Raw genomic sequence first — 13,729 nt, 5'->3', positions numbered from 1 at the left:
TGTCCCTCAGGAGACCACCCAGGAACGGCCCTGCTGGGCGAGACGCCGGATGAGCGCGTCCGACCCTTCGTTCTTGGCGTAGCGGTGTTCTTCGCCGGTGATGGGCACGAGCCACAGCCACCGGACGGGGTCGCCGTTGATGTTCATGCCGGTCAGCCCGGGAGCCTCAGGGCCCGCCATACGGCTCGGATCGTCCAGGAGGAGCACACCCTCCCACTTCGTCTCGTCGTTGCCGAGAGGGAAGGTGCGGGCCTCGTGGTACCACTTGACGACGTCTCCGGGGGCGAACCACGTCACCGACCGCCATGGGTACTGGGACAGCCACGGGAAGATGCTGCCCGCCCGCTGGCTGGGCAGAGTGCTCGCGACCGCCAGTTCGATCCGCCCGTATGGGGCGACGTCGTCCTCGTACAGTTCGACGGTGGGCATCCGTTGGCGGCACATTCCGACCGTGCTCAGCACGGTGAACGCACGGTCGCCCCGCGCAGGACGTTCGGACACGCCCACCGTCGGTGCCACGCCCGTACGTCCGCTGCCAAGTTGCCGGCCGACGTCGTGCCAGTAGTGGCCACCTGGCCCGAGCCGTTGCAGCAGGTGGCCGAGCACCGACTGCTGGAACTCCGCCCAGGCGTCGTCGGCGCGGCACATCTTCCAGTGCTCGCGGGCCCGGTCGATGCGGGGTCCGAAGTCCTCGATCTCCTCGTCCAGGGGGAAGGCGAACGGGCTCTGCCGCGTGGCGTCACGTGCGTAGCCGGGGATGCCGCGTCCCATGTCGGACCAGCCGGGGATCACGAAAAGCGGGTCCCCTGCCTCAAGGACGGCGACGCCGTCGCCCTCCTCGAACCAGACGACCTCAAGGCTCTCGGCGTCCAGGGCCTTGCGTCCGGCGGGGTGGCGAACATGGGATTCGGGCAGGAGGGGGGCGCGGCCGGCGTCCAGGCGGGACTGGTCCAGTTCCGGCGGGGCCTTGCGGTGGTTCCCGACCCAGGCCGCCCCGACCACCGAGTCTCGCGCGTCCTTCAGGTAGGCGGCGGTGACGTCGCCGTCGGTCTCGATGGTGAGCCGTCGGCTGCCGTACGGGCTGGCCGCGGCGTGGACGACCGTCGCCGCGGATCCCCGGGACGAGGCGGAACCCCTGCGCAAAACCGACATGATCGAGACCTTAGTCGCAGACAAGGTCATGTGCAGGAATGTCGTGGTACGGGTAAAGATGCGTGCCTACGGACGGACGGTGCACGGGGCAGACGGACGAGGCACGGGCCGGTGTTTGCGACACTGGAAGGACCATGTCTAGCACCCAGCCCGCCGCCACCGGCTCCGCGCCCGAGAAGACACCGGCGAAGCTCGTCTTCGCCGCCCCGAGGCGCGGCAAGCCGCCGAGGCATCTCGCCGACCTCACCTCCGCGGAACGCCGCGCGGCGGTCGCCGAGCTGGGCGAGAAACCGTTCCGCGCCGACCAGCTGTCGCGCCACTACTTCGCCCGCCTGGTCGACGACCCGGCGAAGATGACCGACCTGCCCGCCTCCGTCCGCGATCGTCTCGTTTCCGAGCTGCTGCCGCCGTTGCTGACACCGGTGCGCGAGATGGACTGCGACGACGGCACCACGCTGAAGACCGTCTGGAAGGCGTTCGACGGCGTGCTGTTCGAATCGGTGCTGATGCGCTATCCGGACCGGGCCACGATGTGCGTCTCGTCCCAAGCGGGATGCGGCATGAACTGTCCGTTCTGCGCGACCGGCCAGGCAGGACTCACCCGCAACCTGTCCACGGCCGAGATAGTCGAACAGGTCGCCGCCGGCGCGCGCGCACTGGCCCGTGGCCGCATCCCAGGCGGTCCCGGACGTGTCTCCAACATCGTCTTCATGGGGATGGGGGAACCGCTGGCCAACTACAAGGCCGTCATAGGCGCGGTACGCCGCATCACCGATCCGGCGCCCGCCGGCTTGGGCATCTCCCAGCGCTCGGTGACCGTTTCCACGGTCGGGCTGGTCCCCGCGATCGAGAAACTCGCCGCCGAGGACATGTCCGTGCGGCTGGCAGTGTCCCTGCACGCGCCCGACGACGAGCTTCGCGACGACCTCGTACCCGTCAACAACCGCTGGAAGGTCGCCGAAGTCCTGGACGCCGCATGGGCCTACGCAGGCCGCAGCGGACGCCGAGTGTCGATCGAGTACGCCCTCATCAAGGACATCAACGACCAGGCGTGGCGGGCCGATCTTCTCGGCAGGCTCTTGCGCGGGAATCTCGTACACGTCAATCTGATCCCGTTGAACCCAACGCCGGGTTCCAAGTGGACCGCTTCGCGGCCCGAGGACGAGCGCGAGTTCGTCCGGCGCCTTGAGGCCCACGGGATCCCGGTCACGGTGCGCGACACTCGGGGCAGGGAGATCGACGGGGCCTGCGGCCAGCTGGCCGCGGCGACCAAGGACTGAGCGCGCCGCGGGCGTGTCGCTGGCGCCTCGCGGCCGCGGGGATGCGGGCTGAGGAGCACGGTGCCGGTGAAGACGGGTACGCGGCTGCCGGTGGTCTTGCGCGGCTACGACCGCAACCAGGTGGACGCGCTGCTGCGCAGGATCTCGCAGGCGCTGAACGGCGGACCGCGGATGTCCGCGGACGAGGTGCGCGAGACCCGCTTCGACGTCGTGCTGCGCGGCTACGAGCCCCGCGCCGTCGACGAACTGGTGCGCGAGTGCATCAGGGAACTGCAGGCCATGGCCCCGATCGGCGAACGTCCCGGCCGTCCCCGCGCGCAACCGGCCTGGCTGATCAACTGGATCCAGAACGCCCGCTTCTCAGGCGCGGGCCTGCGCTCCGGCTACGACGTCCGGGACGTGGACGCGTTCCTGGACCGGATCGTCGCCGGCCTGCGCGGCATAGCGCCGCCGGTGACCGCCCGCGACGTGCGGGAGAGCGCGTTCCGCGTCGTCCGCCTCGGGCCCGGCTACGACGAGCAGGAGGTCGACCGCTTCCTCCTGCAGCTCGCGAGCGCCCTCGAACGCCGCTGACGAAGTTATCCACAATTTCGCCGCACACGGCGGGCCGCTGCCCCGCCGCGCAACGCTACGTGCATGGAACATCTCGCGGCACATTACCGCCGGCTCCGGTCCCTCTTCGCCGTCTTCCTCACCCCTGAGATCATCGCCGCCCTCGTGTCCCTGACCAGGCCGGCGCTGCGGCTCGGTCCCGACGGCGACGTGCCCGTCCACCTCGGCGGCGCCCCGATGCTGCCCGCCGGCGAGCCCTGGCCGCAGTGGAACGGCCGTCCCCTCGACTTCCTCGGCGCGATCGACTTCGCCGGCCTCGTCCGCTTCGGTGAGATCGCCGGCGTCCCGACGTCCGGCAAGGCCGCGTTCTACTACGCGAGCGAAACACCCCGCCCCTGGGGCGACGCGGCCACGCAGCGGGACGGCTGGCGCATCTTCACCGGTGACCTCAGAGGAGCCGCTCCGCCATCCGGCGCCTTGACGTATCCGCAAACGCGCCTCCACGCCACCCCCTTCCTCTCCCTGCCCTCACCCCAGGAACCCGCCGTGCGCCGCCTGGAGGCCGTCTACACCGGTTTCCTGCCTGTCTACGAGCAGTTGCACGCCGTCTGGTTGCAGCACAGCTGGCCCAACGACTTGCCCGCTCACCAACTGGGCGGCTGGCCGACCCTCGTCCAGCGCCCGATCGGCCCCGACTGCCTGTACGCCTCGACGGGACGTCCCCTGAACACCCTCGGCCCTCCGCCACTGTCCCCGGACGAAGAACGCGCCGTAGAGGACTGGCGCCTCCTACTCCAACTCGACTCCGACCACCGTCTCGGCTGGTACTGGGGCGACCCCGGCCGCGTCTACTTCTGCGCCCGCCCGGACGACCCCCTGGAACAAGCCTGGCTGACCCTCCAAGCCATATGAGGGACCAGTCGTCAGGTGCTTGGCCGCATCAGGGGCGCCGGGGGTGGCGCGATGTTGGCGGCGTGGGGGGATTGGGGGCGGTGGCGGGCGTTGTCGGCGCACTGAGGGGGTTAGGGACGCTGGCGGGCGACTGCGATGTAGGCGGCGCCGACGATCCCGGACCAGAGTGCCAAGTGGAGGGCGATGGAGGGGAAGTCCGAGGTGAACTCGCGGGGGCCGGCATGCGCTGCGCGGAGCCACTCGATCATCGGGACGGAGAACCAGGCCAACCGTCCGATGCCGAGGAGCACCAGGGCCGTGACAGCGCCAAGAAGGGTGAGCAGGGAGATACCGGGATCGGGGATCAGCGCCCTGCTCGTCCACGCGCCCACCAGTGTGGCCGGGACGGCGACCAGGAGGTTGAGAACACAACCCATCAGGATGGCGTGACCGGGCGAACCCACCTGAATCGCCTGCATGAGAGGAACCGCCAATGCGACGACGCTCAGGCAAACGTTCACGCTGTAGGCCGATAGCAGCCCGGCCCACGTTGGCATGGAAGGGCGGCGTGCCGCGGTGGCCGTCAGGAGTCGCTGCTCGTCCGGCTGCGTGTCGAGGAGGGCGCGCGCCGCCCATGCCCATATCGGGAACATGAACGCCGCCACGTCCCCGAGCGTCCCGACGGCGAGGTCTGCGGCGTCCGGCCCGCCCGGGCCATGGGCGAGGACCAGCACCACGACCAGCGCCACGACGATCAGAGGGTGCAGAACGCGCAGCGAGCGGACGTAGCCCGCGACCTGAAACCGGACGAGCGCGATCATCGCTCGGGCCTTCGCACCCGGTAGCCGTCCGCGCGCAGCTTGGTCTCCACGGTATCGGCCTCGTCCTCGGGGACCTCGACTTCCAGCAGGGTCCATGGGGTCCCAGCGGACGGGTGGTAAGTGACCGTTGCGTCGGCCACGTGCAGCCGGTCGATGCCGGGGAGGGCTTCGATGCAGCGCTGGTGGTCGCTGACGACCACGGTGGTGCCTCCGGCAGCGAGTTCGGAGATCAACGCGGGCAACGCGTCGCGTGTCGCCGCGTCCAGTCCGGCGAACGGCTCGTCCAGGATGAGGAGATCCGGGGCGCCCATGAGGGCCTGTGTGAGCCCGACCCTCTGCGCGCTGCCCTTCGAAAGCTCGGGGAGCCGCACATCGAGGAGGTGACCGCACCCGAGCCGCTCCACCCATGTGCCGACGGCATCAGCGGGGACGCGGCGTATCGCGGCCATGTGGCCGAGGTAGGCGCGGACGGTGAACGGCTGGTCCACCGGGAAGCGCTCGGGCGCGTATCCCACCCGGCCGGGTCTGTCCTTGACGACGCCTCTGCGCGGCCTGCGCAGGCCGGCGATCACGCGTAGCAAGGTGGACTTTCCGGCGCCGTTGCGTCCGGTCACCTCGGTGACGCCGCCGGGAGGGAGTGACAACGTCACGTCCCTGAGCACCCAGGGACTCCGCCGGCGGTAACGAAAGGCCACACCTTCCAACCGCATGAGACCCGCAGACTAGCGCCCCACACGTAAGAACCCCGTTAACCACCAACCCCCACCCTGCCCTCCAGCGCCCCCGTCACCCGGCCCCTAACCCCGTGCCGCGCACCCCCGGCACCCCCGCGCTCCGTGCCCATGCTCCGCGCCCCATGCCGCGCGCCGTGCCCCCAACGCCTCGCGTTCGGCGCACCGCACCCACATTTGACGTCCCGGCGCTCCGTGCCTCGCGTCCCGCGCTCCGTGCCGCGTGCCGCACCCGTGTCCCGTGCCCCGCGCTCCGCGTCCCGCGCTCCGTGCCACGCTTCGCCTCCCGCGCCCGGTGCCCGTGCTCCGCACGCACGTTTGGCGTCCCGGCGCCCCGTGCCCCGCGCCCGGTGCCCGCGTCTCGTGGCCCGTGCTCCGCGCCCCGCGCCTACGTTTGGCGACCCGGCGCCCCGTGCCTCGCGTCCGACGTCCGACGCCCGGTGCCCGCGTCCCGGGTCCCGCGTCCCGTGCCGTGCCCTCTGTGCCGTGCGCTCCGCGGCCTTGCCGTGCGCTTCGCGTCCCGCGCCGCGTGCCGTGGCTCCTGCGCCCCTGCATTCCGTGCCCGTGTACGCGCTCCTGTGCCCAGCGCTTTGTTCCCGCGCCCCGCGTCCCGCGCCGCGCCCTCTGTGCCCTGCGCTCCGCTGCCCGTGCCGTGCGCTCCGCGTCCCGTGCCGTGCGCTTCGCGTCCCGTGCGTGCGCTTCGCGTCCCGTGCGTGCGCTTCGCGTCCCGTGCGTGCGCTTCGCGTCCCGTGCGTGCGCTTCGCGTCTCGTGCCGCGTGCCGTGGCTCCTGTGCCCCTGCATTCCGTGCCCGTGTACGCGCTCCTGTGCCCAGCGCTTTGTTCCCGCGCTCCGCGTCCCGTGCCGCGCCCTCTGTGCCCTGCGCTCCGTGGCCGTGCTGTGCGCTTCGCGTCCCGTGCTGTGCGCTTCGCGTCCCGTGCTGTGCGCTTCGCGTCCCGTGCTGTGCGCTTCGCGTCCCGTGCTGCGTGCCGTGGCTCCTGTGCCCTGCGTTCCGCGCTCCATGCCCGCGCCCGCCCTCCTGTGCCCTGCGCCGCGCGCCCCCGCGCCCGTGTCCCGCACCCGGCGCCACGCGTCGCGCGTCCCCGCCTGGCCCGCCGTGCCCGCCGTGCCCGCTGTGCCTTGTGTTCCGCGCCCCGCGCCCGCGCTTCGCGGCACGTGCCCAAGGCGAGCCCCCATGCCACGTGCCGCGCCCCGCGCCCCCTGCGCCTTGCGTTCCGCGCCCGTGTTCCGCGCCCGTGTTCCGCGCCCGTGCCCCGCGTCCCGCGCCCCGTGCCGCGCCCTCTGCCCTGCGCTCCGTGGCCGCGCCGCGCGCTTCACGTCCTGTGCCGCGCGTTCTGTGCCGCGTGCCGCGCGTTCTGTGCCGCGCGCCCTAATGCGGTGCTTCGGGCCCCGTGCCCTGTGCTCCGTGCCGCGCCTCCTGTGCCCCGCCCCCGCACTTCGTCGCCCGGCTCTCCGTGCTGTGACCCCGGTCCCTACGCCTCGCGCCTCGCGCTCCTCGCCTCGCGCTCCTCGCTTCATGTCCCTTGCTCCGTGCTCCGCGCTCGAGGTCCGCGCCGCGACGTCCGCGCCGCGACGTCCGCGCCTCGCGCTCCGCGCTCGAGGTCCGTGCCGTGAGGTCCGTGCCGTGAGGTCCGTGCCGTGAGGTCCGTGCCGTGAGGTCCGCGCTCGAGGGTGCATGCCGCTAGGTCCGTGCCGCGCTTCCCGGTGGCCGGTTTCCTGTGCTTCGTGGCTGCGCTTTGTGTCCCGCGCTCCGTGCTTGGTGTCGGGTGGGCGGGTTTGGGTGGTCGGGGGGTGGGAGAGGCGGGGAGAATGTCGGTATGGGTGGTGCGGTGGGTTGTGTGTTCTGCGAGATCGTTGAGGGGGAGCGGTCCGCGCATGTGGTGATGGACGCGCCGGACGTGGTGGCGTTCCTGGATATGCGGCCGCTGTTCAAGGGGCACACGCTGCTGGTTCCGCGCACGCACATCGAGACGCTCACCGACCTGCCCGCCGAATCGCTCGGCTCGTTCTTCGGGCATGCGCAGCGGCTCGCGGTGGCGATGGAGTCGGTGCTCGGTGCCGCCGGGTCGTTCGTGGCGATGAACAACCGGATCAGTCAGAGCGTTCCGCACCTGCATGTTCATGTGGTGCCGCGCAACCGCAAGGACGGGCTCCGCGGGTTCTTCTGGCCGCGTCAGAAATACGACTCGGATGCCGAAGCCGCCGAGTACGCAGCGCGCCTGTCCGGCGCCGTCGCCGGCCCAGCATGATGGCGTGGCTGGATCGCACAGGTGTGAAGCGGCGCCCTGTCATCTGACGCGAGAGTCGATGAACCACGCGCAGTAATCGCGTCACCGTCGCGTCCCGACCCACACGTCATGACCCCCCGGATCGCCTTGACGCACCGGACCGGTATGGCGTCCCGGATCGTTTTGACGTCGCGGATCGGCATGATGCCTCGAACGAGCACGACGGTCCGAGCTGGCATGGGTCGGTGGTGTTGCCGTGGTGGTACTGGGTGGGTGGTGCGCTTTGGGCTGTGTGAGTGGGTCAGGTCAGGGCCAGTAGTAGGGCTACGTAGGGGTCGGTCGGGTCGGGGTCGGCGGGGGCCGCGGCCTCCAGGGCGGCGGCGTGTTCGTACAGGTCGCGTTCGGCCCGGTCCAGGGCAGCGGACAGGACGTAGTCGGTGACCGTCCAGCCGATCAGCTCGGCCGCCTTACGGATCACGAGGATCTGTTCCGCGGATGTCCGGAAGGCGATGTGGTCGTCGGCTTGGCTGGCGGGAAGGTCCTGGCGAACCGACTCAGACATGGCCGGTCTCCTTCCTTGCGGCATCTAAAAGTACGCCGGGAGGTGTTGTCAGAACATCCCCACTGAGAAGGAGAATCGCCGGGTGCCGTCAGCGGGTGCCCCAGGAGTAGGTCTGCTTGCGCAGCTTGAGGTAGACGAAGCTTTCGGTGGAGACGACGCCCGGGACGGCGCGGATGCGGCCGAGGAGTTCGAGGAGGCGTTCGTCGTCCTCGCAGACGAGTTCGAGGAGGATGTCGAACGAGCCGGCGGTGATGACGACGTAGTCGATCTCGTCGAGGCCGGCGAGCTCGTCGGCGATCTTCTCCAGGTCGCCCTCGCACTTGACGCCGATCATCATCTGGCGGGAGAAGCCCAGCATGAGGGGGTCGGTGACGCCGACGATCTGCATGACGCCGGTGTCGAGGAGTTTCTGGACGCGCTGGCGGACGGCGGCCTCGGAGAGCCCGACGGCCTTTCCTATGGCGGCGTAGGAGCGGCGGCCGTCCTGCTGGAGTTGCTCGATGATCTGCTTGGCGGTCTCGTCCAGCTGGACGCGGGCTGCGCGTTCCATCGGTGGGTCTCCTAGCTGCGGCATCGAGGGTATGAGGCTGCTGGGTCAAGTGAATTAGTTGTGAAACTCGATCGTAACAACGGAATCACTTGTACTGGAGGGAATCGTCTGTAAGGGTCGGGCCAACAGGGCACGGCGGTGCCCAGAAGGGACCTGAGCATGAGTGGCGAGCGGCTGCGCAACTTTATCGGCGGCGGGTACGTGGACGCCAAGGACGCGCGGATGCTGGAGGTGGCCGACCCCAGCACCGGTGAGGCGTACGCGGAGGCGCCCGTGTCCGGTGCCGAGGACGTCGACGCGGCGTTCCGTGCGGCCGCCGAGGCGTTCCCCGCGTGGCGGGACGCCACGCCGGGGGAGCGGAGCCTCGCGATGCTGCGGTTCGCGGACGCGGTGGAGGCGCGGGCCAGGGAGATCGTTGCGGTGGAGAGCCGCGACACCGGCAAGCCGCTCCAGATGACCCTGGACGAGGAAATGCCCGCGATGGTGGACAACCTCCGGTTCTTCGCGGGGGCCTCGCGTGTGCTGGAGGGCCGGGCGTCCGGTGAGTACATGGCGGACCACACGTCTTCGGTCCGGCGGGAGCCGGTGGGTGTGTGCGCGCAGGTCACGCCCTGGAACTACCCCATGATGATGGCGGTGTGGAAGATCGGGCCGGCGTTGTCGGCGGGAAACACCGTTGTGCTCAAGCCATCGGAGACGACGCCGGCGAGCACGCTGATGCTGGCCGAGATCGCGGCCGAGTTCCTGCCGCCCGGCGTGTTCAACGTGGTCTGCGGCGACCGGGACACGGGACGGGCCCTGGTCGAGCATCCGACACCGCAGATGGTGTCCATCACCGGGAGCGTGCGGGCGGGGATGGAGGTCGCCGCGGCGGCGGCCAAGGACCTCAAGCGCGTCCATCTGGAGTTGGGCGGCAAGGCTCCGGTGGTCGTGTTCGATGACGCGGACATCGAGTCGGCGGCGGCGGGCATCGCGGAGGCCGGGTACTTCAACGCAGGGCAGGACTGTACGGCCGCGACGCGTGTCCTGGTCGCAGAGCGGCTGCACGAGGATTTCACCGAAGCGCTCACGGAGGCGGCCAAGGGAACCGTGGTCGGTCCTCCCAGTGACACCGACGCCTTCTACGGGCCGGTGAACAGCCAAGGGCAGCTTGAACGCGTCCAGGGGTTCATCGACAGGGCGCCCAGCCACGCACGGGTCCTGACCGGTGGCGGGCGTGTCGGGGACCGTGGCTACTTCTTCGCGCCGACCGTCGTCGGAGGCCTCAAGCAGGACGACGAGATGGTCCAGAACGAGGTGTTCGGACCGGTCATCACCGTCCAGAGCTTCACGGACGAACAGCAGGCCATCGAGTGGGCCAACGGCGTCGATTACGGCCTCGCCGCCAGTGTGTGGACGCAGAACCACGGTCGTGCCATGCGCATGAGCAAGGCCCTGGATTTCGGCGCGGTATGGGTCAACACCCATATCCCGCTGGTGTCGGAGATGCCGCACGGCGGCTTCAAGCACTCCGGCTACGGCAAGGACATGTCGATGTACGGAATCGAGGACTACACCCGAGTCAAGCACGTCATGCACTACATCGGCGGCTGAGCACCGCCGAACCGAGTCCGTGAAGGAACCCGGCCATGACCGAGACCCAGCCCGCCCCGGCACGCGACGATCAGGGGCGCGCAGTTCCCGCCATCGAGCTCACGGGAGTGGAGAAGGCCTACCACGCCTATGGCGAGACCGTGGCAGCGGTCCGCGGCATCGGCCTGACGATCGCGCAGGGGGAGTTCTTCTCGCTGCTCGGCCCGTCCGGCTGCGGTAAGACGACGACCATGCGCATGATCGCCGGCTTCGAGGAGCCGACGGCCGGCGAGATCCACCTGCACGGGAAGAACGTCACCGGTGTGCCCCCCAACCGGCGCGACGTGAACATGGTGTTCCAGTCGTACGCGCTGTTCCCCCACATGAGCGTCTTCGAGAACGTCGCGTTCGGCCTGCGCCGGCGCGGCGTCCCCAAGGCGGACATCACGCGGCGGGTCGCGGAGATGCTCGGCATCGTCGACCTGGCGGGACGGGAGCGGCGCCGTCCCGCCGAGTTGTCCGGCGGCCAGCAGCAGCGGGTGGCGCTCGCCCGGGCGCTGGTCAACCGGCCCAGCGCCCTGCTGCTGGACGAGCCGCTCGGCGCGCTGGACCTGAAGCTCCGCCAGGCCATGCAGGTGGAGCTGAAACGCATCCAGCGGGAGGTCGGCATCACGTTCGTGTACGTGACGCACGACCAGGGTGAGGCGCTGACGATGTCGGACCGCATCGCCGTCATGAACGACGGGCTGATCGAGCAACTGGGCACGCCGAGGGAGATCTACGAGCATCCCGCGACGCGTTTCGTGGCGGGGTTCATCGGGACGTCCAACCTGCTCGGCGGGGAGGTCACCGAGACCGGGCCGGAGAGCGCGGTGATCTCCTACGGGCCGGACGGCCGCATCGAGGTGCCCGTGCGGGACGGCCTGGACGTCGCGGCGGGCAAGCGGCTAGAGCTGACCGTCCGTCCCGAGAAGATCGGCATAGGGATGGCGAAGCCGAAGGACGATCTGTGCGGCGTCCGGGGGACCGTGACCGAGGTCGTCTACCTCGGGACGTCGACGAACTACAACATCACCACCTCCGCGGGCGCCGACGTCGTCGTGTTCCTGCAGAACGCCACGTCCGCCGACGACATCGCCGTGCGCGGCGACAGCGTCTGGCTGTCGTGGGATCCGCGCCACTCGTACGCCATAGGAGCCCCCCAGTGAGCCACATCGACCCCGCCTTCCTGCGCGGACTCACACGGCCGCGTTCCGCGTTCTCCGAGGCGTCCCGCCGGGACGTCCTGCGGCTGATGGGCGCCGCGGGCGCCGGTCTCGCCCTGTCGGCCTGCGGGGTGCAGGGGCAGGGCGGCAAGGAGAAGGTCAGCAGGAACGACGTCCAGGAGTACTGGTCGGGCAAGGTCAAGAACGGCAGCCTGAACTGGGCGAACTGGCCGGGATACATGCAGGACGACCGCGAGACCATCAAGGCGTTCGAGAAGGAGACGGGCATCAAGGTGACCTACAAGGAGGTCATCCAGGAGATGGGCCCGTGGTTCGGCAAGATCCAGGCGCCGCTGGCCGCGGGGCAGTCCATCGACTTCGACCTGATGGTCATGACGAACGGGATCCAGCTGGAGAAGGCCCGCCAGCTCGGCTACCTGGCCCCGCTCGATCATTCGAGGCTGAAGAACTTCGCCGCCAACGCGGGGGCGCGCTTCAAGAACCCGTCCTACGACCCCGGCAACACCTTTACGGTCCCGTACGAGTCGGGCATCACCGGCATCGCGTACAACACGAAGTACGTCAAGGACGAGATCACCGGCATCGCCCAGCTGTTCGACGCCAAGTACAAGGGCCGGGTCGGCATGATGGGCGACTCGCAGGAACTCGGGAACTTCGGGATGTTCCTGCTCGGCATCGACCCGGAGAAGTCGACGAAGGCCGACTGGGAGAAGGCCGCCGCCAAGCTGCGCGAGCAGCGCGACGGCGGCATCGTCCGCAAGTACTACAGCCAGGACTACGTCGACGCCGTCAGCAAGGGCGACGTGTGGCTGACGATGGCGTGGTCGGGCGACGTCTACAGCCTGACGAGCCCGGACGTGAAGTTCGTCGTGCCCGAGGAGGGCGGCACGATCTGGACCGACAACCTGTGCATCCCGAAGACCGCGGAGAACCCGGTCGACGCGCTGACCCTCATGGACTGGCTCTACGTCCCGGCGAACAACGCGCCGCTGACCGAGTACATCAACTACATGCCGCCCGTCCCCGCGACCCAGCGGATCCTCGCGCAGAAGGCGGCGAAGGCGGCCGGCGAGGAGAAGAAGGACCTGACCAGGCTCAGCACCAGCCCGCTGATCTTCCCGACGGAGGCCGATCTGGCCCGGCTGCGGCACTACCGGCGGCTCACCCAGGCGGAGGAGGCCGAGTACCAGAAGATCTTCGAGCCGATCTCCAAGGGCTCGTGATGGCGCGAGGGCGGGGGCGGCTCGCCCCGTACCTCATGATCCTGCCGAGCGGGCTGTGGCTGGCGGCGTTCTTCCTCGTCCCGATGGTGCTGATGGTGTCGCTGTCGCTGCAGACGGGGAACCTCATCGACGGGTTCCGGCAGACGCTCCACTGGCAGAACTACGCGGACGGCCTGAGCACCTACGGCGACAAGTTCGTCCGGTCGCTCTGGTACGGGCTGCTGGCGACGGTCGCCTGCATCGCGATCGCCTACCCGGCCGCGTACTGGATCGCGTTCCGCGGCGGCCGCCACAAGTCGACGTACCTGTTCCTGCTCCTGCTTCCGTACTTCGTGTCGTTCATCCTGCGGACGGTCTCCTGGAAGCTCGTCCTGACCGACAACGGCCCGATACTCGGACCGCTGCGCAACCACGGCATCCTCCCGAAGGACTTCCACCTGCTCGACACCGGCGTCGCGGTCGTGTCCGGGCTCACCTACAACTTCCTCCCGTTCATGCTTCTGCCGATCTACGTGGCGCTGGAACGGATCGACCCGCGCGTCGTGGAGGCCGCCTACGACCTGTACGCGAGCCGCGTCCAGGCGTTCGCGCGGATCATCCTGCCGCTGTCGCTGCCCGGCGTGTTCGCCGGCGTGATCATGACGTTCGTGCCGGTGTCGTCCGACTACGTCAACGCCGAGGTGCTCGGCGGCCCGCAGAACACCATGATCGGCAACGTGATCCAGACGGAGTACTTCAACAACAGCGCCTACCCGACGGCGTCGGCGCTGTCGTTCACGCTGATGGCGATCCTGCTGGTCGGCATCTTCCTCTACGCGCGCACCCTCGGTACGCAGGACGTCCTGGAGGCGGCGAGACGATGACGACGACACTCGGGAAGGCCGCGCCGGAACGTCCCGCCGCGCCGCGAACGCGCCGGAGA

At 69.8% G+C, this 13,729-nt stretch carries 13 protein-coding genes; 8 read left to right on the top strand and 5 right to left on the bottom strand.

The features are described 5' to 3' along the window. Positions 1-6 precede the first annotated feature (6 nt). On the bottom strand, positions 7-1,152 hold the full coding sequence (locus AB0C35_RS05650) for a suppressor of fused domain protein (RefSeq protein ID WP_358450991.1): 1,146 nt from the start codon (positions 1,150-1,152) through the stop codon (positions 7-9). 134 nt (positions 1,153-1,286) lie between these two features. Here AB0C35_RS05650 and rlmN point away from each other — a divergent pair, with 134 nt between their 5' ends. The 3 genes from rlmN to AB0C35_RS05635 all read left to right on the top strand — a co-directional run bounded on the left by rlmN (position 1,287) and on the right by AB0C35_RS05635 (position 3,896). Next, the gene (gene rlmN, locus AB0C35_RS05645; protein ID WP_358450989.1) at positions 1,287-2,432 is read left to right on the top strand and encodes a 23S rRNA (adenine(2503)-C(2))-methyltransferase RlmN; all 1,146 of its coding nucleotides are present in this window, start codon (positions 1,287-1,289) and stop codon (positions 2,430-2,432) included. 66 nt (positions 2,433-2,498) lie between these two features. Then, positions 2,499-3,005: a DivIVA domain-containing protein gene (locus AB0C35_RS05640; protein WP_358450987.1), complete on the top strand. Its 507-nt coding sequence runs from the start codon at positions 2,499-2,501 to the stop codon at positions 3,003-3,005. Positions 3,006-3,068: 63 nt separating this feature from the next. Continuing rightward, positions 3,069-3,896: a DUF1963 domain-containing protein gene (locus AB0C35_RS05635; RefSeq protein ID WP_358450985.1), complete on the top strand. Its 828-nt coding sequence runs from the start codon at positions 3,069-3,071 to the stop codon at positions 3,894-3,896. A gap of 110 nt (positions 3,897-4,006) precedes the next feature. Here AB0C35_RS05635 and AB0C35_RS05630 read toward each other — a convergent pair whose 3' ends face one another. Both AB0C35_RS05630 and AB0C35_RS05625 read right to left on the bottom strand, forming a co-directional pair. After that, entirely contained in the window at positions 4,007-4,696 is a 690-nt protein-coding gene (locus AB0C35_RS05630) for a hypothetical protein (protein WP_358450983.1), read from the bottom strand. Then, positions 4,693-5,346 carry an ATP-binding cassette domain-containing protein gene (locus AB0C35_RS05625; RefSeq protein WP_358450982.1) on the bottom strand — a complete coding sequence of 218 codons (654 nt, stop codon included), beginning with the start codon at positions 5,344-5,346 and terminating at the stop codon, positions 4,693-4,695. Before AB0C35_RS05625 ends, AB0C35_RS05630 begins: the two co-directional genes overlap by 4 nt. Before the next feature lie 1,917 nt (positions 5,347-7,263). Here AB0C35_RS05625 and AB0C35_RS05620 point away from each other — a divergent pair. After that, positions 7,264-7,695 carry an HIT family protein gene (locus AB0C35_RS05620; RefSeq protein WP_358450980.1) on the top strand — a complete coding sequence of 144 codons (432 nt, stop codon included), beginning with the start codon at positions 7,264-7,266 and terminating at the stop codon, positions 7,693-7,695. Positions 7,696-7,975: 280 nt separating this feature from the next. Here the strand turns inward: AB0C35_RS05620 and AB0C35_RS05615 are convergent, their stop codons facing one another. Further along, positions 7,976-8,236, bottom strand: coding sequence for a DUF1778 domain-containing protein (locus tag AB0C35_RS05615; protein WP_358450978.1), 261 nt, complete (start codon positions 8,234-8,236; stop codon positions 7,976-7,978). Between the two features lie 88 nt (positions 8,237-8,324). Beyond that, a complete protein-coding gene (locus AB0C35_RS05610; RefSeq protein WP_358450976.1) occupies positions 8,325-8,786 on the bottom strand; it encodes an Lrp/AsnC family transcriptional regulator in 462 nt (153 codons plus the stop codon). Positions 8,787-8,945: 159 nt separating this feature from the next. On the opposite strand from AB0C35_RS05610, the gene AB0C35_RS05605 reads away from it, so the two are divergent. The 4 genes from AB0C35_RS05605 to AB0C35_RS05590 are packed head-to-tail and all read left to right on the top strand — an operon-like array spanning position 8,946 to position 13,670. Then, positions 8,946-10,379 (top strand): gamma-aminobutyraldehyde dehydrogenase, encoded by a 1,434-nt coding sequence (locus tag AB0C35_RS05605; protein WP_358450974.1) that lies wholly within the window; start codon positions 8,946-8,948, stop codon positions 10,377-10,379. Positions 10,380-10,414: 35 nt separating this feature from the next. After that, positions 10,415-11,566, top strand: a complete 1,152-nt coding sequence (locus tag AB0C35_RS05600) for an ABC transporter ATP-binding protein (RefSeq protein ID WP_358450972.1) — start codon at positions 10,415-10,417, stop codon at positions 11,564-11,566. After that, a complete protein-coding gene (locus AB0C35_RS05595) occupies positions 11,563-12,807 on the top strand; it encodes a spermidine/putrescine ABC transporter substrate-binding protein (protein WP_358450970.1) in 1,245 nt (414 codons plus the stop codon). The genes AB0C35_RS05600 and AB0C35_RS05595 overlap by 4 nt, the downstream gene beginning before the upstream one ends. Beyond that, positions 12,807-13,670 carry an ABC transporter permease gene (locus tag AB0C35_RS05590; RefSeq protein ID WP_358450968.1) on the top strand — a complete coding sequence of 288 codons (864 nt, stop codon included), beginning with the start codon at positions 12,807-12,809 and terminating at the stop codon, positions 13,668-13,670. Before AB0C35_RS05595 ends, AB0C35_RS05590 begins: the two co-directional genes overlap by 1 nt. Positions 13,671-13,729: the final 59 nt, after the last annotated feature.

Source organism: Spirillospora sp. NPDC048819, assembly GCF_040650055.1.
Lineage (GTDB): Bacteria > Actinomycetota > Actinomycetes > Streptosporangiales > Streptosporangiaceae > Spirillospora.
This window is presented reverse-complemented; position numbering and strand designations above follow the sequence as displayed.

Excerpts from the sequence above, each read along its gene's own strand:
- AB0C35_RS05650 (WP_358450991.1), bottom strand. The coding sequence starts at position 1,152 with ATGTCGGTTTTGCGCAGGGGTTCCGCCTCGTCCCGGGGATCCGCGGCG.
- AB0C35_RS05630 (WP_358450983.1), bottom strand. The coding sequence starts at position 4,696 with ATGATCGCGCTCGTCCGGTTTCAGGTCGCGGGCTACGTCCGCTCGCTG.
- AB0C35_RS05605 (WP_358450974.1), top strand. The coding sequence starts at position 8,946 with ATGAGTGGCGAGCGGCTGCGCAACTTTATCGGCGGCGGGTACGTGGAC.
- rlmN (WP_358450989.1), top strand. The coding sequence starts at position 1,287 with ATGTCTAGCACCCAGCCCGCCGCCACCGGCTCCGCGCCCGAGAAGACA.
- AB0C35_RS05610 (WP_358450976.1), bottom strand. The coding sequence starts at position 8,786 with ATGGAACGCGCAGCCCGCGTCCAGCTGGACGAGACCGCCAAGCAGATC.
- AB0C35_RS05600 (WP_358450972.1), top strand. The coding sequence starts at position 10,415 with ATGACCGAGACCCAGCCCGCCCCGGCACGCGACGATCAGGGGCGCGCA.
- AB0C35_RS05590 (WP_358450968.1), top strand. The coding sequence starts at position 12,807 with ATGGCGCGAGGGCGGGGGCGGCTCGCCCCGTACCTCATGATCCTGCCG.
- AB0C35_RS05615 (WP_358450978.1), bottom strand. The coding sequence starts at position 8,236 with ATGTCTGAGTCGGTTCGCCAGGACCTTCCCGCCAGCCAAGCCGACGAC.
- AB0C35_RS05635 (WP_358450985.1), top strand. The coding sequence starts at position 3,069 with ATGGAACATCTCGCGGCACATTACCGCCGGCTCCGGTCCCTCTTCGCC.
- AB0C35_RS05620 (WP_358450980.1), top strand. The coding sequence starts at position 7,264 with ATGGGTGGTGCGGTGGGTTGTGTGTTCTGCGAGATCGTTGAGGGGGAG.